Annotated in this window: 22 protein-coding genes; 18 read left to right on the plus strand and 4 right to left on the minus strand. The window is 55.4% G+C overall.

Annotated elements, in window-relative coordinates; genetic code table 11:
• Nucleotides 1–121 precede the first annotated feature (121 nt).
• From YERSI8AC_RS04420 to YERSI8AC_RS04480, 13 genes are all read left to right on the plus strand, one after another.
• On the plus strand, nucleotides 122–1,507 hold the full coding sequence (locus YERSI8AC_RS04420) for an NTP/NDP exchange transporter (RefSeq protein ID WP_159176183.1): 1,386 nt from the start codon (nucleotides 122–124) through the stop codon (nucleotides 1,505–1,507).
• Nucleotides 1,508–1,562: 55 nt separating this feature from the next.
• Complete coding sequence (locus YERSI8AC_RS04425) at nucleotides 1,563–2,354, plus strand: MipA/OmpV family protein (protein WP_022519847.1); 792 nt, start codon at nucleotides 1,563–1,565, stop codon at nucleotides 2,352–2,354.
• A 39-nt stretch (nucleotides 2,355–2,393) separates the two neighbouring features.
• Complete coding sequence (locus tag YERSI8AC_RS04430; RefSeq protein WP_159176184.1) at nucleotides 2,394–3,416, plus strand: SDR family oxidoreductase; 1,023 nt, start codon at nucleotides 2,394–2,396, stop codon at nucleotides 3,414–3,416.
• A 183-nt stretch (nucleotides 3,417–3,599) separates the two neighbouring features.
• Nucleotides 3,600–4,586 carry an alpha/beta hydrolase gene (locus YERSI8AC_RS04435; RefSeq protein ID WP_201304183.1) on the plus strand — a complete coding sequence of 329 codons (987 nt, stop codon included), beginning with the start codon at nucleotides 3,600–3,602 and terminating at the stop codon, nucleotides 4,584–4,586.
• A 101-nt stretch (nucleotides 4,587–4,687) separates the two neighbouring features.
• Nucleotides 4,688–5,656 (plus strand): SDR family oxidoreductase, encoded by a 969-nt coding sequence (locus YERSI8AC_RS04440; protein ID WP_138799656.1) that lies wholly within the window; start codon nucleotides 4,688–4,690, stop codon nucleotides 5,654–5,656.
• A gap of 231 nt (nucleotides 5,657–5,887) precedes the next feature.
• Nucleotides 5,888–6,919: an alpha/beta hydrolase family protein gene (locus tag YERSI8AC_RS04445; RefSeq protein WP_201304184.1), complete on the plus strand. Its 1,032-nt coding sequence runs from the start codon at nucleotides 5,888–5,890 to the stop codon at nucleotides 6,917–6,919.
• A gap of 79 nt (nucleotides 6,920–6,998) precedes the next feature.
• On the plus strand, nucleotides 6,999–7,463 hold the full coding sequence (locus YERSI8AC_RS04450; RefSeq protein WP_138799658.1) for a (2Fe-2S)-binding protein: 465 nt from the start codon (nucleotides 6,999–7,001) through the stop codon (nucleotides 7,461–7,463).
• A gap of 10 nt (nucleotides 7,464–7,473) precedes the next feature.
• On the plus strand, nucleotides 7,474–9,792 hold the full coding sequence (locus YERSI8AC_RS04455; RefSeq protein WP_159176186.1) for a xanthine dehydrogenase family protein molybdopterin-binding subunit: 2,319 nt from the start codon (nucleotides 7,474–7,476) through the stop codon (nucleotides 9,790–9,792).
• A gap of 41 nt (nucleotides 9,793–9,833) precedes the next feature.
• Entirely contained in the window at nucleotides 9,834–10,526 is a 693-nt protein-coding gene (locus YERSI8AC_RS04460; protein ID WP_159176187.1) for a DedA family protein, read from the plus strand.
• Nucleotides 10,527–10,666: 140 nt separating this feature from the next.
• Nucleotides 10,667–11,113 carry a class I SAM-dependent methyltransferase gene (locus YERSI8AC_RS04465; RefSeq protein WP_236557239.1) on the plus strand — a complete coding sequence of 149 codons (447 nt, stop codon included), beginning with the start codon at nucleotides 10,667–10,669 and terminating at the stop codon, nucleotides 11,111–11,113.
• 289 nt (nucleotides 11,114–11,402) lie between these two features.
• Nucleotides 11,403–11,798, plus strand: coding sequence for a c-type cytochrome (locus YERSI8AC_RS04470; protein WP_138799662.1), 396 nt, complete (start codon nucleotides 11,403–11,405; stop codon nucleotides 11,796–11,798).
• 20 nt (nucleotides 11,799–11,818) lie between these two features.
• On the plus strand, nucleotides 11,819–12,271 hold the full coding sequence (locus YERSI8AC_RS04475) for a (2Fe-2S)-binding protein (protein WP_138799663.1): 453 nt from the start codon (nucleotides 11,819–11,821) through the stop codon (nucleotides 12,269–12,271).
• Between the two features lie 3 nt (nucleotides 12,272–12,274).
• Nucleotides 12,275–14,494 (plus strand): xanthine dehydrogenase family protein molybdopterin-binding subunit, encoded by a 2,220-nt coding sequence (locus tag YERSI8AC_RS04480; protein WP_159176189.1) that lies wholly within the window; start codon nucleotides 12,275–12,277, stop codon nucleotides 14,492–14,494.
• A gap of 34 nt (nucleotides 14,495–14,528) precedes the next feature.
• On the opposite strand, the gene YERSI8AC_RS04485 is transcribed toward YERSI8AC_RS04480, so the two are convergent.
• A complete protein-coding gene (locus YERSI8AC_RS04485) occupies nucleotides 14,529–15,440 on the minus strand; it encodes an AraC family transcriptional regulator (RefSeq protein ID WP_159176190.1) in 912 nt (303 codons plus the stop codon).
• 124 nt (nucleotides 15,441–15,564) lie between these two features.
• Here YERSI8AC_RS04485 and YERSI8AC_RS04490 point away from each other — a divergent pair, with 124 nt between their 5' ends.
• Nucleotides 15,565–16,512, plus strand: a complete 948-nt coding sequence (locus YERSI8AC_RS04490; RefSeq protein WP_159176191.1) for a quinone oxidoreductase family protein — start codon at nucleotides 15,565–15,567, stop codon at nucleotides 16,510–16,512.
• 112 nt (nucleotides 16,513–16,624) lie between these two features.
• Here YERSI8AC_RS04490 and YERSI8AC_RS04495 read toward each other — a convergent pair whose 3' ends face one another.
• Together YERSI8AC_RS04495 and YERSI8AC_RS04500 are read right to left on the minus strand one after the other, a co-directional pair.
• Nucleotides 16,625–17,557, minus strand: coding sequence for an alpha/beta fold hydrolase (locus YERSI8AC_RS04495; RefSeq protein WP_321169475.1), 933 nt, complete (start codon nucleotides 17,555–17,557; stop codon nucleotides 16,625–16,627).
• Nucleotides 17,558–17,647: 90 nt separating this feature from the next.
• A complete protein-coding gene (locus tag YERSI8AC_RS04500) occupies nucleotides 17,648–18,868 on the minus strand; it encodes an MFS transporter (RefSeq protein ID WP_236557240.1) in 1,221 nt (406 codons plus the stop codon).
• Nucleotides 18,869–19,045: 177 nt separating this feature from the next.
• On the opposite strand from YERSI8AC_RS04500, the gene YERSI8AC_RS04505 reads away from it, so the two are divergent.
• On the plus strand, nucleotides 19,046–19,663 hold the full coding sequence (locus YERSI8AC_RS04505; protein ID WP_053857125.1) for a TetR/AcrR family transcriptional regulator: 618 nt from the start codon (nucleotides 19,046–19,048) through the stop codon (nucleotides 19,661–19,663).
• Nucleotides 19,664–19,777: 114 nt separating this feature from the next.
• Nucleotides 19,778–19,864, plus strand: a complete 87-nt coding sequence (locus tag YERSI8AC_RS04510; protein WP_138799819.1) for a hypothetical protein — start codon at nucleotides 19,778–19,780, stop codon at nucleotides 19,862–19,864.
• 6 nt (nucleotides 19,865–19,870) lie between these two features.
• Here YERSI8AC_RS04510 and YERSI8AC_RS04515 read toward each other — a convergent pair whose 3' ends face one another.
• Nucleotides 19,871–20,776 (minus strand): LysR family transcriptional regulator, encoded by a 906-nt coding sequence (locus YERSI8AC_RS04515; protein WP_138799668.1) that lies wholly within the window; start codon nucleotides 20,774–20,776, stop codon nucleotides 19,871–19,873.
• 102 nt (nucleotides 20,777–20,878) lie between these two features.
• Here YERSI8AC_RS04515 and YERSI8AC_RS04520 point away from each other — a divergent pair, with 102 nt between their 5' ends.
• Together YERSI8AC_RS04520 and YERSI8AC_RS04525 are read left to right on the plus strand one after the other, a co-directional pair.
• Nucleotides 20,879–21,349, plus strand: coding sequence for an ester cyclase (locus YERSI8AC_RS04520; protein ID WP_138799669.1), 471 nt, complete (start codon nucleotides 20,879–20,881; stop codon nucleotides 21,347–21,349).
• Nucleotides 21,346–22,269, plus strand: coding sequence for an NADP-dependent oxidoreductase (locus YERSI8AC_RS04525; RefSeq protein ID WP_022519867.1), 924 nt, complete (start codon nucleotides 21,346–21,348; stop codon nucleotides 22,267–22,269). Before YERSI8AC_RS04520 ends, YERSI8AC_RS04525 begins: the two co-directional genes overlap by 4 nt.
• Nucleotides 22,270–22,302 lie beyond the last annotated feature (33 nt).

Here is a 22,302-nt window from a genome sequence, read left to right on the forward strand (position 1 = left end):
CAACTTTGCTCTAATCGTCTTAAACGCAAATTAATCTCACCGGTAAATACTGCGACATCAGCCGCTTCGACTGAGTATTAAAGACGCCTTTGTGGTGTGCTTCAACCCAGGACGCTATCCAATGAGCAGAACCAAGACTTCGGTGGCACAACGTCCACGTCTATTGAAAACCCTCTTCAATCTCCGCCTTGAGGAGGTTGGGCCTGTGCTAATTGCAGCACTGTTCTTCTTTTGTGTATTGACCGCATTGATGCTGTTGCGCCCTGTTCGTGATGCGCTAGGTATGGAACGCGGTATCGAGAGTGTCCGTTGGCTGTTTATCGGTACCGCATTGGTGACGCTGGCAGTGAATCCACTGTTCGGCTGGCTGGTCAGTCGCTTGAAGCGACTACAGTTCATCGGGGCGACCTACACATTCTTCGTGCTGAGTTTGGTGGCCTTTTGGGCATTGCTGGTGTTCGCGCCCGCCGCCGTGGGTCAGCGCAGTGGACAGGTATTTTTTGTTTGGTTCAGTGTGTTCAACCTGTTCGTCACGATGGTGTTCTGGGCGTTGCTGGCTGACCGGTTCACCAGTGAGCAGGGCAAACGTTTCTTCGCCCTTATCTCGGTCGGTGGCACCCTCGGCGCGATTTTTGGCCCGTGGCTTACGTCGCAACTGGCCCTGCCATTGGGTACGCCCAGCCTGCTGCTTGTCGCCGGTGGTTTCTTGCTGCTAGCTCTCTCTTTGGCTTGGCTGCTGGTGCGCGTGGTGCCGGATCAGGCCAGCTCCATGGAGACTTCTGCCGTAGCCGGATTCGCGAGCGAATACGAACGTATCGGTGGTGGCGCCTGGGCAGGTCTACGTGCCGTTTTCCGATCACGCTATCTGACCGGTATTGCCGGGTACATCCTGCTAATGACTGTGCTCGCAACATTCATCTACTTCACCCGCCTACAGATGGTCGCAGCGGTATCAGACAACATGGACGCGCGCGCGGAAATACTAGGCCAGATCGACATGTGGACGCAGGTAGCGGTGCTGGTTCTACAGCTTACTCTGACCGGTAAGATTATCCAGCGTTACGGCTTGGGCGTGGCGCTAGCGATCCTACCGATAGCAACCGCGCTTGGCTTCATCGGATTGGCGATATACGGGTCGTTCGTGATGTTAATCCTGTTAGAGGCCACTACTCGTGCGCTTCAACGCGGCGTCACCCGTCCAGCACGGGAGGCGTTATTTACCGTGGTCGGCCGTGAGGACAAGTACAAGGCCAAGGCCTTCGTAGATACCTTCATCTACCGTGCTGGCGATGTTGTCGGTGCCCAAACTGAGGGCGCGCTTGGGCGATTAGGGCTGGCTATAGGTGGGCTGGTCAGTGTGGTTGTTCCTTTGGCGTTGGTTTGGGCCGTGTTGGGTCTCTGGTTGGGCCGCGCACAGGCCGGTCAAGTAGCACTCACCGGGCCTAAAGACGAATTCGGTGGCCTTAAACAACTGGTAGAAAAGAGCGTGAGCTCTTCAGTGCAATAGATGCGATGAGGTGTCGCCCAAACTCCAATAAAACCGTGGCTATGAGGGTCACAGAATGAATATGTTAGCTCGAATACTATTGCAACTCGCTTCTAGCGTACTTCCTATCGCCGCGTTCGGTCAGGAGGTCTCGGCACCCTCCGTCAGGTGGTCCGTCGGCGTCGGTGCTGCAGCTATCGACAGCCCTTATGCAGGCGAAGGATTACGTGTCCGACCATTGCCGCTGATCAGCTACGAGGGAGAGCGCATGTTCCTCCGGGGTACCTCCGGCGGTGTGCATTTATACCAGTCTCGTCAATTAACGTTCGATGCGATTCTAGCTGCGCGGCTTTATGGGTTCGATATCGACGATCTGGGACGTTCGGAGCTTCTGGTCAATGGCGTGGATCCTGACCTCTTGAGTGATCGCGATGACGGCATAGATGCCGGTTTTCGCACGACCTTGGGCTCGTCGTGGGGTGCGGTATCGCTTGAGGCTGTTCACGACGTTTCAGATGCCAGTGAAGGCTATGAAATCTCGCTCGACTATCGCAATACGTGGCAATTCGGCCGAGCTGCGCTCACAGCCAATGCGGGGGCAAGCTGGATGTCCTCCGATTTCGCGGGCTACTACTTCGGGGTACTGGATGAAGAAGTGGCGCGCGGGGTCGCAGAGTACTTGCCGGGTTCTGCTGTTGTTCCGCGTATTGGCCTGACGATGGCGCATTCCGTTGGATCATCGCAGTGGCAACTCCTCGGGTCGGTCGAGTACCAGTTCCTGCCGAGCGAACTTAGAGACAGCCCGCTGCTGGAGCCTGATCAAAATGGCGTAGGACGCCTCGTTCTGGGGTTGAGCAGGCGTTTCTGATCTATCGATATATAGCAAACCAAAAATGAGGAAAGAAAAATGTTTAACGTATTACGAATCCGTGTCGCCGCCCTTGGTGTGCTGTTGATGTGTCTATTTTTTGCGGGTGCCACGCTGGCGCAGAACCCACCCAAACCGGATTGGAGTCTGGCCGATATGCCCTCCCAGGAAGGACGCATTTTTCTGGTCACTGGCGGAACCAGCGGCATGGGGTATGAAGACGCAAAAGCCCTTGCAACTGAGGGGGCCCAGGTGGTGATCGCTGCGCGCAATCCCGAGCGGGGACAGGAGGCGATTGATCAGATCAAGCGGGAGGTGCCTGATGCTCAGGTGACCTTTGAACCCTTTGACTTAGCCGATCTGTCCTCGGTTCGTGCCCTGGGCCAACGCCTCAACACTTCACTCCCTCGATTGGATGGTCTGATCAACAACGCCGCCATCATGGCGCCTCCAGAGCGCAGTACGTCCGCAGAGGGCTTTGAGATGCAATTCGCCATCAACTATGTCGGGCACTTCGTCCTGACTGCAGAGCTATTACCGCTGTTACGCAACAGTGATGCGCCTCGCGTCATTACGCTGTCGAGTATCGCTGCCCTCCGCGGCAGCATCAATTTTGACGATCTTCATTCCGCTCAGGCCTACGAACCAATGACGGCCTATGCGCAGTCCAAACTGGCGGGCCTGATGTTTGCATTCGAACTGCAGCGGCGCAGCGCTGCGGCAGGCTGGGGCATCCAGAGCATGGCCGCCCACCCCGGTGTTGCGGTAACCGAACTGGTTGCTCGCGGCCCCGGATTGGATAGTGAGCAGGGGCGCCAGTGGTCTGCCAACCGCGAACACCTCCAGACGGCAGCCCAAGGTGCAGTGCCGACACTATATGCTGCCACTGCGCCTGACGCACAAGGTGGCGCCTACTACGGGCCGACTGGAGAACGGGAGGTTAGTGGCCCGCTTGGCCTGGCGACCGTCCCCTCTGTGGCCAATGATATTGCGATCACTGCTCGCCTGTGGGCGGTCACCGAAGAGATCGCCGGCACACATTATCCATCAAGTGCCCCTTAACCAATCCTGACTAAGCTGATCTGCCGTTCATCCAGCTTGTTAACCATGGTTTAGCGGTGACCTTTTGAAGCAAGCGACATGGCTGGGTCGAATTTATTGATTACCAGTAAAGGCTTCCCTGTCGCCGTATGCAGTATCCCAGTGCATACGGCGGCCTCAGCCAATATAAGCAGGAGAGTCAGTATGAAACGCATTTTTTTTAGAAACAGAGCCATCGAACTGGCCGGAATTATCCATTTTCCTAACGGGTTCGACGAAACCAAAACCTATGCTGCACTCGTTCTAGCCACGCCAGGTAGTAGTGTAAAGGAGCAGGTCGGCGCGATTTACGCAATGAAGATGGCGGAGCAAGGATTCGTGACCCTTACTTTCGATCCGTCATATCAGGGAGAAAGTGGCGGGGTGCCGCGAAATCTCGAAGACCCATCCGTTCGGGTCGAGGACATCCGTTGCGCCGTTGATTATCTGATGACACTGCCTTTCATAGACGAGTTACGCGTTGGGCTGCTGGGAATTTGCGCCGGTGGTGGATACGCGGTCAAAGCGGCGCTTACCGACCGGCGCTTCAACGCCATTGGAACGGTCGTGGCTAATGATATAGGTCGAGCATTCCGTGAGATGCAGACAAGGGAAGACCTCCTCAAAATGCTGGAAGAAATAGGCCGGCAGCGTACAGACGAAGCACGCGGAGCCGAACCGAGGTTTGATCCTTGGATTCCTGACAGCATAAAAGTAGCAGAAGCCGTTGGCATCACGGATCCGGAAGTACTAGAAGCTGTCACGTTCTATCGGGAGTCGCGCTATCGCCACCCCAACTCTAGTAATCGCTTGCTCTTCACCAGCTATATCCACCTGCTCGGCTTTGATGCCTTTAACTTGGTACCTGAACTGCTGACGCAGCCTCTTCAAGTGATCGTTGGGGGGCGCCGCGGTAACACTGGTCAATACAAAAATGGTAAAGCGCTGTTCAATAGTTCACCTGCCGCTGAGAAAGACTTCTTCGTTGTAGAAGGGGCCAGCCACTACGACTTGTACCACAAGCCCGATTACGTCAATCAAGCCATTGAACGTCTCACTCTGTTCTATTCGAAACATTTAAGTCCTAGTCCGTCATATCTGACGCTTCTGGAAGCCCAGGCTCGAACACAACCTTCGTGCCGAGCGTCTTAAACGCAAATTAATCTCGCCAGTAAATACTGCTGCATACGGAAATGCCTATGAGCTGATTTATTCACTCAACTGATCTTTCTTCTTAACGCGAGGTACGCCCCATGACCAACTGGACAGATTCCGACATCCCCTCTCAATGTGGCCGTACCGCGGTCGTCACTGGCACAGGTGGGCTTGGACTAGAAACCGCATTGGCGCTGGCTCGCGCTGGCGCGAGCGTCATCCTTGCAGGCCGAAACCCATCAAAAGGGGCGGCGGCCATTGATCGGATTCGCCATGATGTTGTTAACGCGAATGTGTGGTTTGAGGAACTAGATCTCGCTAATCTCGATTCAATTGCAGCATTTGGTAAGCATCTGCACTCCTCATTTGACAGCATCGATCTCCTTATCAACAACGCAGGGGTTATGGCGCCCCCAGATCGGAAAATGACGGCCGATCATTTCGAACTACAGTTTGGTACGAACTATCTTGGCCACTTTGCTTTGACGGCCCAGCTATTGCCGCTTCTGTGTAATGGTAATCATCCGCGTATCGTCACTCTATCAAGCGTTGCCGCTCGTAGCGGTGCGATCGACTTCGACGATTTGCAGTCCGGGCGCAGCTATAAACCAATGGTTGCCTATGGCCAGTCAAAACTGGCCTGCTTGATGTTTTCTCTCGAATTGCAACGTCGCAGCGATGTCGCAGGATGGGGCATCCAGAGTATTGCGGCGCATCCAGGCGTTTCACGCACCGACTTGTTGCCCAATGGCGCTGGAGCACAAAGTGTCGTGGGGATCATCCGTCGTTACCTTTGGTTCCTGTTTCAGCCAGCAGCGCAGGGGGCGTTGCCAACACTTTTCGCCGCTACGTCACCGCAGGCGCAAGGTGGTGCCTATTACGGACCCGATAGGTTTGGTGAAACCCGAGGCTATCCTTCCGCGGCCAAACTTCCTCCACAAGCACTGGATCTAGAAGTTGCAATCAGGTTATGGGAGGAGTCGGAACGATTGACGGGAGCACTGTTTTCCCTTGAGGAAATTCAGAATTCCAGCGTCGCTGATAAACGAAATATAAGCCTCCATTGATTCGCTGGCCGCTAGCGAGTCTTTAGTCTGCCGCCTTTTTTCGTATCTCTCTCAAATCTACTACTACAGCCTTCTATCAAAGTAGCGTAGTGCGGAACCAGACAACTTATGAACGATATCCCAATACATCGACCAATAGCTCCAGATCGATCCGCTGAGTTCAGCGGCACACCGATCTCTACAGTGATTGTAAAAAAACAGGTAAACATGTGGCGGCGAAAAGTGAGCGCCATGCTTTTATTAGCGGGGTTGGCCGTACCGTACTCGGCGGTGAGCGCGCAGTTAATAGAGTCAGAGCCCACCTATTCAGTGACTGATTTCGACTGGGTGGATCAAGATCGTTCGCGCCCGGTACCCGCACGACTGTACTGGCCTACGGCGGCTACGCCTGAAATGTCGGTGCCGTTGGTCGTGTTTTCACACGGCATCGGTGGTTCGCGGGAAGGTTACAGCTATCTCGGAAAACACTGGTCGGCCCAGGGCGTTGCCAGCCTACATGTACAGCACGTAGGCAGTGATGAGGAATTGTGGCGAGGCAATCCATTTCGGATGGTCGATCGCCTGCAGGCTGCAGCGCGGGAAACGGAGGCCATCGAACGTGCCGCCGATGTACGCTTTGCGCTTGACCAAATGCTCTCGGATGAAATGGGCAGCCGCGGTGTTGCAGTTAACCGTCAGCGCCTCGTTATTGCAGGCCACTCATACGGCGCGAATACCACACTACTCACGATTGGCGCGCAAGTTGTGAGAGAAGGCCAAACGATTGACTACTTGGATTCACGCTTTTCCGCGGCAGTCTTGATCTCCGCTCCGCCGTTCTATGGGGAGTCCGACGTGGCAACGGTGCTTAACAATGTGTCGATCCCTACCATTCACGTCACTGCGACCGATGATGTGATCCAGATCCCAGGCTATCACTCGGGCATAGAGGATCGGATCGATATCTTCGATGCGATCACCAGCCCGAACAAGTTTCTGGCCGTTTTTCGGGGCGGTTCCCACAGCATATTCACTGATCGCACCCTTACCGGCGGTCGTGCGCTCAACGCCAAAGTTAAAGTCGCCACCGCCGATTTGGCCTTAGCTTTCTTTGACTTAGTCTTTGAGGGCGACGATGAAGCGCTTGCGGAATGGCAAATCACTTGGCAGTCGATCTTGGCGAGGGCTCCAGAACCGATGTCGCATGATTCTGCACAAGGTGACAGCCACGACAGCCACTGGACTAGCGACGAGCTACTCATAGCCAGCATGAACTTCATGTAAGTGCCCACAAGGGGGTAGGCGATTTAAGGTCTATCAGCCGATTACCTATGCAAAACGGGTAAAACCGAGGAGAAAGAGCATGGTTGAGTTTGTGGTTAATGGAGCGTCGGTAAGCGTCGAGACAGATTCCAGCAAGCCCCTTCTTTGGGTACTTCGTGAGGATCTGGAATTGCTCGGGCCGAAATACGGATGCGGTATTGCTCAATGCGGGGCTTGCCGTGTCCTCATTGATGGAGTGTCGAGCTTTTCCTGTATAACGCCGGTTGGCTCTGTGGCAGGCGCATCGGTAGTCACTGTCGAGGGTCTTGCGGATGCGGAAGGTCGTTTATCGATCATTCAGCAAGCCTGGCTGGATGAGCAGGTGCCGCAATGTGGTTATTGTCAACCAGGTTTCATTATTGCTGTCACAGCGCTGCTGGAATCGACGCCGCGACCAACAGATACCGACATTGATGAAACGATCACCAATATTTGTCGCTGCGGCACTTATCCGCGTATTCGCCGTGCCATTCATCGTGCCGCCGCCATGCTAGCCGAGCGCTGAGGAGACAGCCATGCCTCGTTTACTTTCCCGACGTGCCTTTCTGCTCACCGGTGCGGCCCTTGGTGGCACCGCCCTTGTTGCCGCTGTAGGTGGCGTCGGATACCTAGCGTCGGTCGATGTGGATGGCCTCGATGGATATGTCGATGGTGATCGTGCTGTGCTCAATGCGTTCCTTACTATCCATGAAGATGGCCGCGTAGTGGTTAACGTACCACGTACCGAGATGGGGCAGGGCATCCATACCGGTCTCGCCATGGTGGTGGCCGAGGAACTTGATATTCCCTTCGATGACCGTATCAGCGTTGAGTTTCCGGTCGAACCTCTGCCTGCCTATGCTAGCTGGTTCAACGTCTTGCAACAGCGTCCCGAGGAAGCCAGCGGGCCTGTGGTCTGGGTCGGACGGCGGGTGCTCGGGCTTCTTGGCTTTATCGCGACCGGCGCCTCGGCATCAACGATGGCACTGTGGTATCCGATGCGTGTGGCAGGTGCCGCTGCCCGACAGATGCTGCTTGCCGCTGGTGCCGCGCGTCTTGGCGTCCCGGTAAATCAGCTGACAACCGCCGATGGTTTTGTTCGGCACGAGGCCTCGGGCCAAAGTTTGTCCTATGGCGAGCTGGCTCGAGAGGCATCTGTTTTGCCGCCGCCCAATGATCCTCCGCTGAAACCGGCATCTGATTGGCGGCTGATTGGCCGGTCGCAGCCCCGTGTGGATCTTCCCGCCAAGATCCGAGGGGAGCCGGTCTTTGGAATGGATGTGGTTCAGCCTGGCCTGCTGTATGCCTCTATCCGCCATGCGCCGGTTTTTGGAGCGCAGGTGGCTCGGGTCGTGAACGAGGCTGAGGTGCGTACCGTTGCCGGCGTTAGAGATGTCGCGATCATTGATGGGCGTCAGGTGGCCGTCGTGGCTGAATCCTGGTGGCGTGCTGAACAGGCAGCCCAGCGTCTCGATATTGAGTGGGCGCAAACCGACGGGGATGGCATTAACAGCGCCGAGATGTCCGTAAGGCTGCAAGCTGCGCTTGGCAGCGATGCGCCGTACGAAAATATCAATGACGGTGATGTGGAGGCCAGCATAGCTAACAGCTCCATGTCTGTAATCGAGAAAACCTATGAGGTTCCCTTTCTGACGCATGCCTGCATGGAGCCGATGAATGCGACCGTGATCGTACGTGAAGATGGGACGGCCGAGGCCTGGGTTCCTTCCCAGTCTCCCCTGGGGGTGCGTACCGGTGTGCAGCGAGGAACGGAATGGGGAAGCGTAGAGCCTACCTCAATCACATGCAACATCACCATGAATGGTGGTGCTTTTGGTCGACGCGGTGATCTAGACGTTGCGGCCCAGGCAGCCTTCCTGGCCACTCGGCACCGAGGCCGGCCGGTCAAGCTGATTTGGTCGCGTGAGGAGGACGTCGGCCGCGGCCTCTACCGCAGCCATGCTGCCGCACGCCTGCGTGCTGTCCTAGGGCCCGACGGTCTGCCCAGCGCTTATGACGCACTGGTTGCGGCTCAATCGGTCATTGAATCTGTCGCTGGCCGCAACTTGCCGTTCAACCCCGGACCCAACGGCGATCGTCTGACCGTCGAAGGGGTGGACAAGCTGCACTATGCCATTCCCAACCGACGCATTCGCAGCCAGCATGTGGCCAGCCACGTGCCGATCGGGCTCTGGCGCTCGAACGGCTTTTCTTTCAATACCTTCTTCACCGAGAGCTTCATCGACGAATGCGCACTGGCGGCGGGGAGAGACCCATTGGACTACCGCCGTGCCTTGCTTCGAAACAGTCCGCGACATTTGACCGTGCTCAATCGGGTGGCGGAGATGGCTGGATGGGGTTCAGCCATGGCCCCCGGCCGTGGCCGCGGCATCGCCATCGAAGAGTGCTATCGCAGCGTGGTCGCCCAGGTTGCTGAAGTCACTGTTGGGGAAGATGGTGTTGTCACCGTGGATCGTGTTTTCTGCGCTATCGATGTAGGAATGGTGATCAATCCTGATGCTGTGATCGCTCAGATGGAGGGTGGAATCGCCTTTGGCGTGACAGCCGCGCTGATGAGTAGCATTACGCTGGAAAGTGGCGCGGTCGTGGAATCGAATTTCCACGATTTCCCGATGCTGCGCCTAGCGAACGCACCCGAGATTGAAGTCACGATCGTCGACAGCGGCCTGCCGCCTGGCGGGGCGGGTGAGCCCGGCATCGTGCCCATCGCAGGGGCCATCGCCAATGCCATTCAAGCCGCCACGGGCCGACGGATACGCTCACTGCCACTGACCACTACTGAAACCATAGCTGAACGCCGCACGCGAACCGTTCTACCTACCTCTGCGGTGTGAAGAGAGGGCTCACAGTAGCTTGTGACAGGAGAGTACAACCTATGAACTTCGATCCAGTTAGTACTGTTACCGCATGGCCCAGTGCCTATGGTTTGATCGCACTTTTCGCTATCACTTTTGTGGAGCGTTTCGTTCCGGTAATACCTTCTTATGGATTGCTACTTGCTGTTGGGATTGCAGCAGCGGAAGGAACTTGGTCGCTGTCAATTGCTTTCCTGGTGACCGTTACAGGCAATACCTTAGGGGCGACCCTCTGCTTTTACATTTTTAGAGGGCTTAGCGAGCTCCGCTCTAGGCGGCTGCTCAACAAATTAGGGCGACTCTTCGGGATGTCTGCCGATCGCATTACACAATGGGTTGCATCTTTCCGGCGACACCAGACCGTACTGGCCTTTGCGCTCCAGCTCGTGCCTACCGTCAGGCTATTCGCTCCTGCCTTTGCGGCTCTTCTACGCTGTCACTCAGGGAGTTTCCTGTTGGCCTCGGCTGCTGGAGTCGTGATTTGGAACGGCCTATTTATTAGCATCGGTTACTTCGCTTCCCATTGGTCAGCTGCTGAAAATACAACGGTTCTAACCCTGGTAGCGCTCGGTTTTCTGTTGTGTTTAGAAATTGTCCTGTTTTGGCTTCTGCGACGGGTATCAAGTCGGCGCAATGTAATAAGAAGCACCGAATGCGCGCATGCAACCGACTTTCTTCCATCTATAACTCGCGTTCAGGAGCATCGGTTATGAAGCAGTGCACGACCACGAATACATCATTAAGTTTTTTCCTGGCATGGGCCAGAAATCCTCTACTTGTCGCTTCCGTTATACCGTCAGGAAGCGCGCTAGCTGGTCTTATCACTTCTGAAATCTCGCGCGAAACTGGGCCCGTGATAGAACTTGGGCCTGGAACCGGGGTATTTACGCGCGCATTGATTGAACGTGGTGTTAAACAAGAGGATCTGACGCTGATTGAATCCATGCCTGAGTTTGCGGTTGCACTCAGTATTCTCTATCCGCAGGCCCAGATACTGAGAATGGACGCCACTCGCCTTCGGATGGTCGACCTTTTCGATGGGAAACCTGCTGGTGCGGTCATTAGTGGCCTGCCATTACTTTCCATGTCGCCACGTAAAGTGGTCGCGGTTCTGTCGGGGGCGTTTCGTAAGATGGGGCCAGAGGGCGTGTTCTATCAGTTTACCTATGGCGCTCGCTGCCCCGTTTCACAGCGGTTCCAGCATCATCTTGGGATTAAAGCGGAACTGCTAGGCCGCACGTTAGCCAATCTTCCCCCGGCGACGGTCTACCGTTTCCGTCGGGTCACTTCCACGCATTAGCTACCAGTGCTTGGGTCAGGTCATGCTGATATTGCCGCATGTCATTTTATTCGGTTTTGCTGACAGGAAAATTGGATTGACCCGTCGACGTCCGTGCCAAAAACGGAGGATACATAGCTGCTCGCCTGAACAATACCAGCACGTCTGGCAGTGATTCCATCAAGTATCCTGGACGATCGCAAAGATAAAGCGGATTTCTGAGCATAGATAGTACTTCTCCGACGGCCTATCTTTTAGAGGCGCACGAAGCAACCTCCTCTCACTGCAGCCCTGATATGGATATAACGGCATGAAGACTACCAACGAATCCCCTCATTTTGCCGCTTTGCTGCTGTTCGCCACGGGCATATTAGCGGTTTTTTTTGCCCTGGCGACTGCTGTAAAGGCGCAGGAAACTGGCAGCGAGAGGCTCTTTCAACAACGATGTGGTTCCTGTCACAGCCTTCAGATTGGCCAGAACGGAATTGGCCCGCATCTCGCGGGTGTTATCGGCCGCGCTGCCGGCAGCATCGAAGGGGCCCGCTATTCGGATGCTATGCGTGATTCAGGCATCGTCTGGGACAATCGCTCGCTCGACACGTTTCTTGCAGCGCCGCATGAGGTGGTTCCAGGCACTCGGATGACCGTCACCGTCCCCGACGACACTCAGCGTGCGGCGATCATCGACTATCTCGAAAATCAGTAACCCTCCCAGGAGAAGCCGTCATGACAGCGTTTACAATCAATGGGCGTGTGGTGGATGTCGACGCCGCGCAAGACACGCCGCTTCTATGGGTGATCCGGGAGCATCTGCAGCTCACTGGCACCAAGTTCGGCTGCGGCATCGCGCAGTGCGGAGCCTGTACGGTTCATATCGATGGCGCGCCGACGCGCTCCTGCGTGACTTGGCTCGAGGACGTGGCTGGCCGTGAAGTAACAACGATTGAGGGGCTGTCGCCAGATGCGAGCCATCCGCTTCAAAAGGCCTGGATCGACGAACAGGTGCCGCAATGCGGCTATTGCCAGTCCGGACAGCTCATGCAAGCAGCGGCACTTCTTGAGAGCAACCCCAATCCCACGCGTGAGCAGATCATTGAACATATGGACGGTAATATCTGCCGCTGCGGAACCTATGTGCGGGTTATCAGCGCCATACAGCTCGCCGCACGGGAGGCCTGAGACATGACCAAGACAGTCAAGATTTTCAGTCACGCGATTTCTCGGCGCAGCTTCCTTATTTCGGTTGGAAGTCTCGGCGTTGCGGTTGCATTCGGCGGTCTAGTTCGTAATGCCTTTGGCGCAACAATGTCGTTGGTCGGTGAGGGCGATTACCTCCCGAATGCGTGGGTGACCATCGCGGGCGATGGAACCGTGACGATCATGTCGCCTGCCTCCGAGATGGGGCAGGGCATCATGACCACTCTGCCGCTTCTCATCGCGGAAGAAATGGATGCTGATTGGGAGATGGTTCGCATTGTTCAGGCTCCATCCGATGCGGATAAATACGGCAATCCTGGCTTCTATGGCATCCAGCTCACGGGCGGCAGCGAATCTACGCGCGGCTATTATGAGCTGCTACGGATTACCGGCGCGCAGACCCGTAAGGTTCTCCTGTCGAGCGCGGCCAACATGCTGGACGTGTCAGTGGGAGAGCTCACAACAGAGCCGGGTAGGGTCGTACATGCACGAACCGGCCGCTCACTCAGTTATGGCCAGATCGCCACAGATGGTTCGCTTCCCGATCCGCTGCCGCAGGTAACCGAGGCCGATCTGAAGCCGACCGATCAATGGCGCTATATCGGCAGGCGTGACATCCACCGCATCGACCTCCCTTCGAAGGTCGACGGGAGTGCAGTCTATGGCATTGATGTGCAGCTTCCCGACATGCTGTATGGCGCAGTATTGCGGGCGCCTGTCCAGGGTGAGCAACCCGAGAGAATTGACGACTCGGAAGCCAGGGCCCTGCCTGGCATCACGCATATTGTTCCGCTCTCCTACGGGGTCGGTATCATCGGCGAGACGGTCGAGGCGACGCGGCGGGCCAAAGATCTGCTTAATGTGACGTGGAGCACATCCTCACGGGTTCGCAACTACACAAGCGACCGCCTGCTGGAACATTATCGCGATGTGGGGCGCGATCTCTCGCAAACGGGCGTTGAGGCGTTCTCGGAGGGTGATGCAGATTCCGCGATCACGAATGCGGCAACGGTCATTGAAGTCAACTACATGAGCGATCTGGTTTGCCATGCAACCATGGAACCGATGAACGCCACGGCGCTGGTGACTGGTGACACTGTTGAAATCTGGGCGCCCACGCAGGGACCGACGGGCACGCAAGGCTTTGCTGCAGAGGTGGTCGGCACGACGCCGGATAAGGTCAAGGTGAACGTGACCCTGCTTGGTGGTGGTTTCGGCCGCAAAGCCGAGGCAGACTTCATCGTCGATGCCGTGTCGCTGGCCAAGGAGGTGGAAGGACGTCCGGTCAAGGTCATCTGGAGCCGCGAGGACGATGTCCGGCACGATAAATTCCGACCACTCGAAGCGCAGCACATTCAGGTTGGTCTCGACGTCAATGGAAATATCACTGGCTGGCGGCACCGTATTGTGGCCGATTCCATTTTTGCTCGTACGAATGCTGAACTGTTCGCAAGCGCGGGTGGGCATGACGACGTGGTGACCGAGGGCGCGCATTTCAACTACACGGTGCCAGGGCACCGGATCGAGTATATCCGTCAGGATAATGGCTTGGATATCGGCTTCTGGTTCGCCGTCGGGGTTGGCTACACCAGATTCAGTATCGAATGCGTTATCGATGAAATCGCAGCCGCTAGGGGAACTGATCCTCTGCAGCTCAGGCTCGAACTCCTGAAGGATCAGCCACGGGCGCGCAACGTCATCGAGACCGTTGGCCAGATGGCCGAATGGGATCGTGAGCGTGATGACCGGGCGTTAGGCCTCGCCTATTCCGATGCCTTTGGCTCTCATTGTGCGCAGATTGCGGAAGTGTCGCTCAACCGGGAAACCGGTGTGATTAGAGTGCATAAGGTCTGGTGTGCTGTAGATCCAGGGGTGGCGATCCAACCGCGCCACATTGAAGGCATGATGATCGTGGGCATCACAAACGGAACCGGCCACGCGCTATTTGAGCAGATCAACATCGTCAATGGCGAGGTGCAGGAAGGAAACTTTGATACCTATAGGGTGATTCGTATGTCAGAGGCGCCTGAAATCGAAGTGGCGGTGGTGCCGACAAGCGGGAGTCCGGTTGGCGGCATAGGCCAGGCTGGCCTGCCGCCGGTCGGGCCAGCAATCGCCAACGCCGTGGCGCGCCTCACTGGCGGCGTGCGGCTCCGGCACTACCCTTTCCTACCTGGACGGGTAAAGGCGGCACTCGGCGCCTGATCGCCTGAAGTGTTGTGCGATCACGATGTCCGACTCACCACGTGGCTTTGATATAACGCCCTGGTGATATGCCCATAACGCGCTTGAAAGCCGTATTAAACGCATGCTCGGATTCATAGCCGACTGACAGGGCTATTCGCGCTAGCGTGTCACGACCGTGAGTGAGCTGCTCCCCCGCAAGCATCATTCTCCAGCGCGTCAGGTAGGCGATGGGAGTCTCACCTGCCTTATGGCGAAAGCGCTCGGCAAATGTAGAGCGTGACATCCCTGCTTGTGTCGCTAGCTCCTGAACTGTCCAGGAGTGTGCAGGGTTCGTATGCATCGCTCTGAGTGCTTTACTGAGTTGAGGATCTTCAAGCGCGGCAAACCAACCAATGTCATTAGAAGATTGCTCCGATAGGTATAACCGTAACGCTTGTACTAACATCATGTGTGCCAGCTGTTGTGCCACCAAGGATGAACCGGGGCGGGCCTCTTGCAACTCTTCCATCATCAGTTCGATCGACCATCGTAGTCTGGCGCGATCAGCCGAGGTCTCGACTCGCATCAGGGGTGGTAACGTTTGCAGCAGTGCCTCTGCGTGACGTCCATTGACTTCAAAACGGCTGCCCACCAGAAATACGTCGCCACCACCGTTATAGGTGACGATTTCGCCGCTACGAGAGGGATCAAGTACTTCGCTGGCTCTTTTAGGCTCGGTGCTCAAGTCGCTGCCTATACGTACGGCTTTGCCACTGGGCAAGACAAAACAGTCACCAGCCTGGAGCAGCACTGGTGCTTCCATATCTTTCATTGACAGCCAGCAGGCGCCTTGCATGACGGCATAGCATTTGATTCGACCAGCTAGATCATCGAGTGTGAGCGCCCATGCACCGCCTGCATCGAAGCCAGCGGTGATATAGCTACGGGGCTTTAGCATTGAGAGTACTTCAGAAAGAGGATCCATATATTACCCGGACGAATGCGTAAAAAAAGAGGACTTTAAAGTATAGATCGTTTTGTTGATTCTGCCTACATTGCCAATGCGGCAATTCTTCAGTGGGAAGAATCAATATTCAGGAATAAACATCATGAAAGCAGCTGTTGTGAATAAATTCGGTGCTCCACCATCGTTTGAGGATTTTCGCGAGCCAGTGGCCGGTGAGGGAGAGTCGGTGGTCAAGGTGAATGCCACTGCGCTAAGCCCTATTGTGAAAGGATTAGCGTCAGGTAAACACTATGCGAGTGGTGCAGAAGCCGGATTCATACCGGGTGTTGACGGCGTAGGAGTCGATGCTAGCGGACGGCGCGTCTACTTTCTTTTCCCCAAGGCACCGTTTGGTTCTATGGCAGAGCAGTCATTGGTTACCAATCACATGATGGTGCCAGTGCCAGATGAGTTGCCTGACATACACGCAGCATCCATAGCCACGGCTGGGCTAGCGTCCTGGATCGCGCTTACACGTCGAGCCAAATTGCGAAAAGGTGAAACGGTGATGGTGTTGGGTGCGACAGGCTCAGCTGGTGGAATGGCACTTGATACCGCTCGATATTGTGGCGCAGGTAAGATCATCGCCGTCGGCCGTGATGAGAAAAAACTTCAAAGCCTCAACGCTGATGTGAAGATCGCCCTCAATGACGGCAGCGAGGCAGCATTGCGTGAGCAGTTTAACGAGCGGGTCGATATTGTGCTCGACTTCCTATGGGGTGAGCCCGCTGTACATGTTTTAAGGGCCGCCACTCTAAATCGTGGCTCGGGTGCCGGTGAACCACGTCTCCGCTATGTGCAACTCGGCACCGTGGCGGGAGATGAGATCCCCATTCGCGGCGATATGCTGCGTAGTTCAGGGTTGGAGCTGATCGGAAGCGGCATCGGCAGTGTGGCTGTCAATGAACTCATCCAAGGTGCTGGCGAGTTGCTTGCCGCTGCACCGGCAGCTGGTTTCCATGCCCCGCATAAATGCTTACCGCTTAGTGCTGTGGCAGAGGCCTGGGGCGGAGATTCAAGCGTTCGTTATATTCTCACTCCTGATTCGTAATACAAACAGTGTCTTTTTGATAAAAGGGCGAAGGCTCTTGATATGATGCCATCGGGATCTTGTAGATCCCGATGGTTTTTAAAGCACTAAACGCAAGAAAGTGTAGGCTCTCTTAGTCTCTATTCAAGAACTCCATCACAGCTTTGTTCAGTGCTTCGGGACACTCTTCAGGCAACCAGTGGCCACCACCATGGAGAACGATGCCTGTCACGTCGCTGGAGTAATGACGCATCATATCAATCTGATACTGTCCCATGCCGCCATGATCTCCACCGCCGATGGCAAGTGCAGGAATAGTGACCTTTGTCCTGGCCAATTCGTTATTATCTTTTACGCCTTGATTGAGTACCCGGTAGTACTCGAAAGCGGCATTAAGGCTGTGTGGTTTGGCATACGAACTGGCATACAGGTCAAGAAGCTCCGGTGTGAATACCTCCTTATTGGCGGCATGAACTTTGATGAAGTGTTCGAAGAAGATGCGCTCCTTGCCTGAGACCAACTTCTCTGCCAACTGCTGTTCTGCGGCAAAGAAACTGAAATGCCATACCAATGATTCACCTTCGGGGGTAAAAGCGGGGAACGAGTAAATACTGACGCCAGGGATCGGTGCCTCCATGTAGATAACACGACGAATAGCATTCTGATGCTGCACCAGCATCGGGTAGGTATTCCAGATGCCGATATCATGGGCGACCAGATCAAACGTCTGATTGCCACTGAATTGTTTGGCAAGCTTATAGAGCAGCACTGCAATATCGGTGGCTCTATAGGAGGGGGGAACAGCCGACTGGCCCAGACCTGGCAAGTCTGGTGCAACGACGGTGAAGCTTTTTGCCAGCGCGGGCATCAGTTGGTGCCACTCATACCACGTTTGTCCAAAACCATGCACCAGATAAACCAGTGGGCCCGATCCGCCTTTGACGTAATGAAGTTTAACGCCGTCGATGGTCTGATACCCACTAGTGAATCCATCGGGGATCGGGAATTCATCAGCGGGGCAAGTAGATGAAGCATTAGAAAACGTATTGCTATGATGTTGGGACACGGATTGATCCTCAATTAATTGATTGGTGGAAAGATAGGCAGAGATCCAGATGGTTACTGCTAGATTGGTAAAAGAGGTTTAGCGATAGGCTTAGTGACTAATTGAAGGGCTCTCTGCGGTGCGTCGTCCTGGTCGGAAACCATGTATTTTTGCCGACCAAGCGATAGCGAGTCCTACTAGGAGCAACAAGGTAAGAGCTAATGGAAATGAGCCAGCTCCCCATGTTTGCAACAGAAAGCCTCCCAATAACCCACCGCCAGCTATAGAGCTGTTCCAGGCCACTACATTCATGGAAAGTGCTACATCAGAGCCGCTACCGGCAGTATCAGCGAGCGCCGTTTGTAGTAGCGTTGCCGCGCCACCAAAGGTAATGCCCCATACTGCGACGCCCAGGTAAACAACAAGGGGATTCAGCGTACCCAAACCGAACACCAACGTCGTTAGAGCAAATGCTGCCAAGCTTGCCAGTACGGTTGCGCGCAGAAAGCTCTCCACCAGCTTCCCGGTGATCCAGATCCCGGCGAGGGCCGCCGCGCCAAATGCTAGTAAAACAAGGTCAATGCGATCGGTAAGTCCTGCCGGAGCTACAAAGGGCGCAATGTAGGTATAGAGAATGTTGTGAGCGAGCATCCACGCGATAACAACCGCCAGTACCGGTCTCACGCCAGGAGTCGTAAACACTTTCAGCAATGGCATACGTTCGTGAGTGGGCTGACCGGGGTAGTCAGGAACTTTGGCGAGTACCCATGCAATCAAGATGAGTGCCAAGGCTGACATTATCCAGAACGCCGCTCGCCAGCCAATCACTGAACCCATAAAGGTTCCAAGAGGGACTCCCAGGGAGAGTGCGATGGGGGTTCCTACCATTGCCACTGCCAAAGCGCGTCCTTGCTGATGAGGCGCCACCATTCGTCTTGCGTAACCAGCAAGCAGGCTCCACGCAAGTCCCGCGGCAACCCCGGCGAAAAAGCGAGCGGCTAGCGTTAACCAGATGTTAGTGGAAAGCGCTGTCGCTGAATTGAAAATGAGAAAACCAACAACGGTTGTTAATAACACGTTACGGCGCCGCCACCCGCGGGTTGCAATCGTGAGTGGGATAGCAGCTAACAAAGATCCCAGCGCATAGGCCGTTACCATTTGACCCGCGAGTGCTGGACTAATGCCAAAGCTCTGGCTGATTTGAGGCAACAAACCCGCTGGCATCGTTTCTGTGACAATGCAAATAAAGCCCGTCATGGCCAAGGCCAGCAGCCCCGCTAATGGTAGGCGGTCAGGTTCAGTTAATTCTGTCTGTGCGGATAAGTAGCTCACAACGAAAATCCTTTAGAAGGTTAAGTAATCTCCGGGCTGTGTTCAGTGCTGTGACATCCCGATTTTTAACTATATATGTATCGATCGGTATAAAACTAGGCGGAACGGAAGTCCCTTGTCAAGTATTTATATACCGAATAGTATATTAGTTGAGTGGGAGAATTTATGGAGTTCAATATGGCAACGATGGGGCGGCCTCGAACCTTTGATCGTGATAAGGCAGTGGAGGAGGCGATGCACATCTTTTGGCAGAATGGCTACGAATCTACGTCGTTAAGCCAATTAAAGGCGGGTATCGGCAACGGTATCTCTGCCCCCAGTTTCTATGCCGCTTTTGGTTCCAAGGAAGCGTTGTTTCAGGAGTGTACACAACGTTATTTGTCCACCTATGCGCTAGTGACGGAATCCTTGTGGGAGGAGGAGCTTGCTCCCCGCGACGCCATCGAAATTACCCTGCGGCGCTCAGCTAAGATGCAGTGTGAACGCGGGCATCCTAAAGGCTGCATGGTAGGGTTGAGCGTCATTAGCACGCCTTCGGATGAAAATGCCGCTGTGATCGCTCCCTTAACGCGTTCGCGTGCAAGAACCCGCGCGGGTATCGTGGCTTGCGTGAAACGTGGTATCGAGAGCAGCGAGCTGCGGGCTGACACCAATGAGCGTGCCTTATCCATGGTGTTTGACTCATTTTTATTGGGGCTTTCCACGCTATCTCGAGACGGTGTTCGTCACTCGGATCTAGATGCTGCTATCACCCAAGTGATGCTAGTTTGGGATGCATCGAGAGCCAAGGGGTAGAGCTGTCGCGTTAGATGAGAGCTTCACTTCGCACTGATAGGCTTCCACGATCTCGGCGAGTGTCGACACGGTTAGCATGGATGCATCACGCATTGATGGGATCAGCCCAACGATATCGCAGAGGTCATCGTCTTCCTCGTGTCGCCGGAGGCGGGCTGGATCAACGGTCAAGTCATACGTGCGAATGGTGGCATCGCTTAAGCAAGTTCAGACACTAAATACCTCAATAACCCGTTCACGGAACCAGCGCTGTGCAGGGTGAGTATCGTTGCGGCGATGCCAGGATAGTGTGAAAGGAACCGGGTCGAGTTCGATCGGCGGGTTTCCCACATAGAGACGCTCCGCTTGGCCGGAAGCTTCCACCACCCCTTCGAGAATCGTCGCGATCATATCCGATGAGGCGACAAGAGCCGGAGCGGCGTAGAGCTGCGGAAGGGTCAAAGCGAGTTGCCGCTTCAGCCCTTGTTTTGCTAAGGCTGTATCCACGACGCCGAAATGGTCGTTCTCGGGAGAGACAAGAAGATGCGTCAGGGACAGGAATGTTTCGAGGTTCAGACCCTGACGAATGGCCGGATGATCTTTACGCAGGATGCAGACAAAGCGCTCTTCAAACAGGGGAACACTAAGAATGCGGCCGGTCGATGTGGGCGGGACGCCGATGGTCATTTCTACTTCCCCGGCATCAAGCATTGAGATGGCATCATCCCGACTGGTGAAATTCCGTACAGCTAGCGTTATGCCCGGAGCTACCTCGCACAGCTTCGCCACCAGCCGCGGCAAAAACCTGAACGCCGGGTGGTCGGACAGGCCGATAGAAAGAGCGACGGTGGATGAAGAAGGATCGAACTCTTGTGTGAAATCCAGAGTGCGCTGGATTTCCGCCAGCGCATGGCCAATCGGTTCGGCCAATTCGAGTGCCCGTGGGGTCGGCTGTAGACCGTTGGTTCCGCGTACGAACAACTCATCCCGGAGCAGAGCACGAAGCCTTGAGAGCGCAGCGCTCATTGCGGGCTGGGTGCGTCCGATCCGTATTCCTGCTCGCGTGACGCTTCGCTCCACCATTAAGGCATCGAAAGCGACGAGCAGGTTGAGATCTATGCCGTGTAGATTCATGAGATGGATGTTAATGCATATCAAAAATCGATTTCAAGTATGTTCTTTGCAGCCCTAAGCTATGAAAACCCTCACAACGAGAACCTTCACAGCGAGCCCCCCATGATTGATTCAACCACTCAGCACAAGGCCAAAGTAGAGAGCCTACCCGCTGAAGAACTCAAGGCTATCGAAACATTCTATCGCGCCTTTGAAGGAAAGCCGGAACTGCTCGACGATGCTGTCGCGGCCGATTGGCAGGATATACCGCTCGCTCCTGGACAAATAGCAGGCCGAGACGGAATGAAACCGCTCATTGCCGATTTCGGAGCTGCGTTTCCAGATGCAAAGGTTACTATCCACGAGATCATCAGTGCTCCTGGCCGGGCCGCCGTGCGAGCCGTGATCTCAGGCACACATGAAGGCGAGTGGTTTGGCATTGCACCGACCGGCAAGACCTGCCAGCTCGCGATTCACGAATTCCACCATATTGCTAACGGCAGATTGACCCACACCTGGCACCTGGAAGACTGGTTTGGATGGCTCAACCAGGTCGGCGCCTGGCCAGCGACTCAGCAGGAGAGCACACGATGAAAGCCATCCGTATCACCGGCTATGAGACCGAACCGAACCTTGATGACGTCTCCCAACCAGTGCCAGCTAGCGGCCAAGTATTGGTTCGGGTTCGGGCCGCCAGCCTCAATCCGCTCGACGTCAAGCTGCAACGCGGCTACATGGAACAGTTCTTTCCCCTGACCTTTCCCTACACGCTAGGCACCGATCTCGCCGGTGTCATCGAGCAGTTGGGGGCGGATGTCGAAGGGTGGGCTCTCGGCGATCAGGTGGTCGCCAGGACCGAACCGACCGCCGGAGGTGCTTTTGCAGAATACGCACTGGTGCCGAAGGAGCTCCTTGCGAAGGCACCTAGTACCCTACCGCTCAAGGAAGCGGCCGGCATTCCGACAGCCGCCGGAACGGCTTGGCAGGCCTTGTTCGAGTCCGCCGAGCTTACTGAGGGTCAGAAGGTGTTGATCCATGCCGGCGCGGGTGGCGTCGGCAGCTTTGCCATTCAGTTCGCTAATTGCGTTGGGGCAAGGGGCATCGCAACGGCCTCGGGTAGCGGTTTAGACATCGTCCGCCTACTCGGCGCCGATATGGGTATCGATTATCGTTGCGAGGATTTCGTCCAGAAGGTATCCGACATTGACGTAGTACTCGATACAATGGGTGGCGAAACCCAGCAACGCTCTTTCGAGGTGCTGCGGTCGGGAGGGCATTTGTTGTCTACCGTCATGCCGCCTGATGAAACGTTGGTCGCGGCTCATAACGTCACTGCCGGTTTCGTATTCCATGCATCCGACGGTCAGCGGCTGGCGCGAGTATCGAAGGCGATCGACCAATACGGCTTGCAGGTTCTTGTGGATCGAACAGTGCCGTTTACAGAATTCATTCAAGCATTCCAACATCAGGCCTCGGGGCATGCACGGGGCAAAATCATCATCACATTTGATTGAGCGTGACTGCAGCCGCCAGCTTAGAGCTTGAAG

This window comes from Halomonas sp. 113 (assembly GCF_904067645.1).
GTDB lineage: Bacteria > Pseudomonadota > Gammaproteobacteria > Pseudomonadales > Halomonadaceae > Vreelandella > Vreelandella titanicae.

What these genes read in the sequence shown, in the direction of transcription:
- YERSI8AC_RS04420 (WP_159176183.1), top strand. Translation starts at nt 122, where the DNA reads ATGAGCAGAACCAAGACTTCGGTGGCACAACGTCCACGTCTATTGAAA.
- YERSI8AC_RS04425 (WP_022519847.1), top strand. Translation starts at nt 1,563, where the DNA reads ATGAATATGTTAGCTCGAATACTATTGCAACTCGCTTCTAGCGTACTT.
- YERSI8AC_RS04430 (WP_159176184.1), top strand. Translation starts at nt 2,394, where the DNA reads ATGTTTAACGTATTACGAATCCGTGTCGCCGCCCTTGGTGTGCTGTTG.
- YERSI8AC_RS04435 (WP_201304183.1), top strand. Translation starts at nt 3,600, where the DNA reads ATGAAACGCATTTTTTTTAGAAACAGAGCCATCGAACTGGCCGGAATT.
- YERSI8AC_RS04440 (WP_138799656.1), top strand. Translation starts at nt 4,688, where the DNA reads ATGACCAACTGGACAGATTCCGACATCCCCTCTCAATGTGGCCGTACC.
- YERSI8AC_RS04445 (WP_201304184.1), top strand. Translation starts at nt 5,888, where the DNA reads ATGCTTTTATTAGCGGGGTTGGCCGTACCGTACTCGGCGGTGAGCGCG.
- YERSI8AC_RS04450 (WP_138799658.1), top strand. Translation starts at nt 6,999, where the DNA reads ATGGTTGAGTTTGTGGTTAATGGAGCGTCGGTAAGCGTCGAGACAGAT.
- YERSI8AC_RS04455 (WP_159176186.1), top strand. Translation starts at nt 7,474, where the DNA reads ATGCCTCGTTTACTTTCCCGACGTGCCTTTCTGCTCACCGGTGCGGCC.
- YERSI8AC_RS04460 (WP_159176187.1), top strand. Translation starts at nt 9,834, where the DNA reads ATGAACTTCGATCCAGTTAGTACTGTTACCGCATGGCCCAGTGCCTAT.
- YERSI8AC_RS04470 (WP_138799662.1), top strand. Translation starts at nt 11,403, where the DNA reads ATGAAGACTACCAACGAATCCCCTCATTTTGCCGCTTTGCTGCTGTTC.
- YERSI8AC_RS04475 (WP_138799663.1), top strand. Translation starts at nt 11,819, where the DNA reads ATGACAGCGTTTACAATCAATGGGCGTGTGGTGGATGTCGACGCCGCG.
- YERSI8AC_RS04480 (WP_159176189.1), top strand. Translation starts at nt 12,275, where the DNA reads ATGACCAAGACAGTCAAGATTTTCAGTCACGCGATTTCTCGGCGCAGC.
- YERSI8AC_RS04485 (WP_159176190.1), bottom strand. Translation starts at nt 15,440, where the DNA reads ATGGATCCTCTTTCTGAAGTACTCTCAATGCTAAAGCCCCGTAGCTAT.
- YERSI8AC_RS04490 (WP_159176191.1), top strand. Translation starts at nt 15,565, where the DNA reads ATGAAAGCAGCTGTTGTGAATAAATTCGGTGCTCCACCATCGTTTGAG.
- YERSI8AC_RS04505 (WP_053857125.1), top strand. Translation starts at nt 19,046, where the DNA reads ATGGCAACGATGGGGCGGCCTCGAACCTTTGATCGTGATAAGGCAGTG.
- YERSI8AC_RS04515 (WP_138799668.1), bottom strand. Translation starts at nt 20,776, where the DNA reads ATGAATCTACACGGCATAGATCTCAACCTGCTCGTCGCTTTCGATGCC.
- YERSI8AC_RS04520 (WP_138799669.1), top strand. Translation starts at nt 20,879, where the DNA reads ATGATTGATTCAACCACTCAGCACAAGGCCAAAGTAGAGAGCCTACCC.
- YERSI8AC_RS04525 (WP_022519867.1), top strand. Translation starts at nt 21,346, where the DNA reads ATGAAAGCCATCCGTATCACCGGCTATGAGACCGAACCGAACCTTGAT.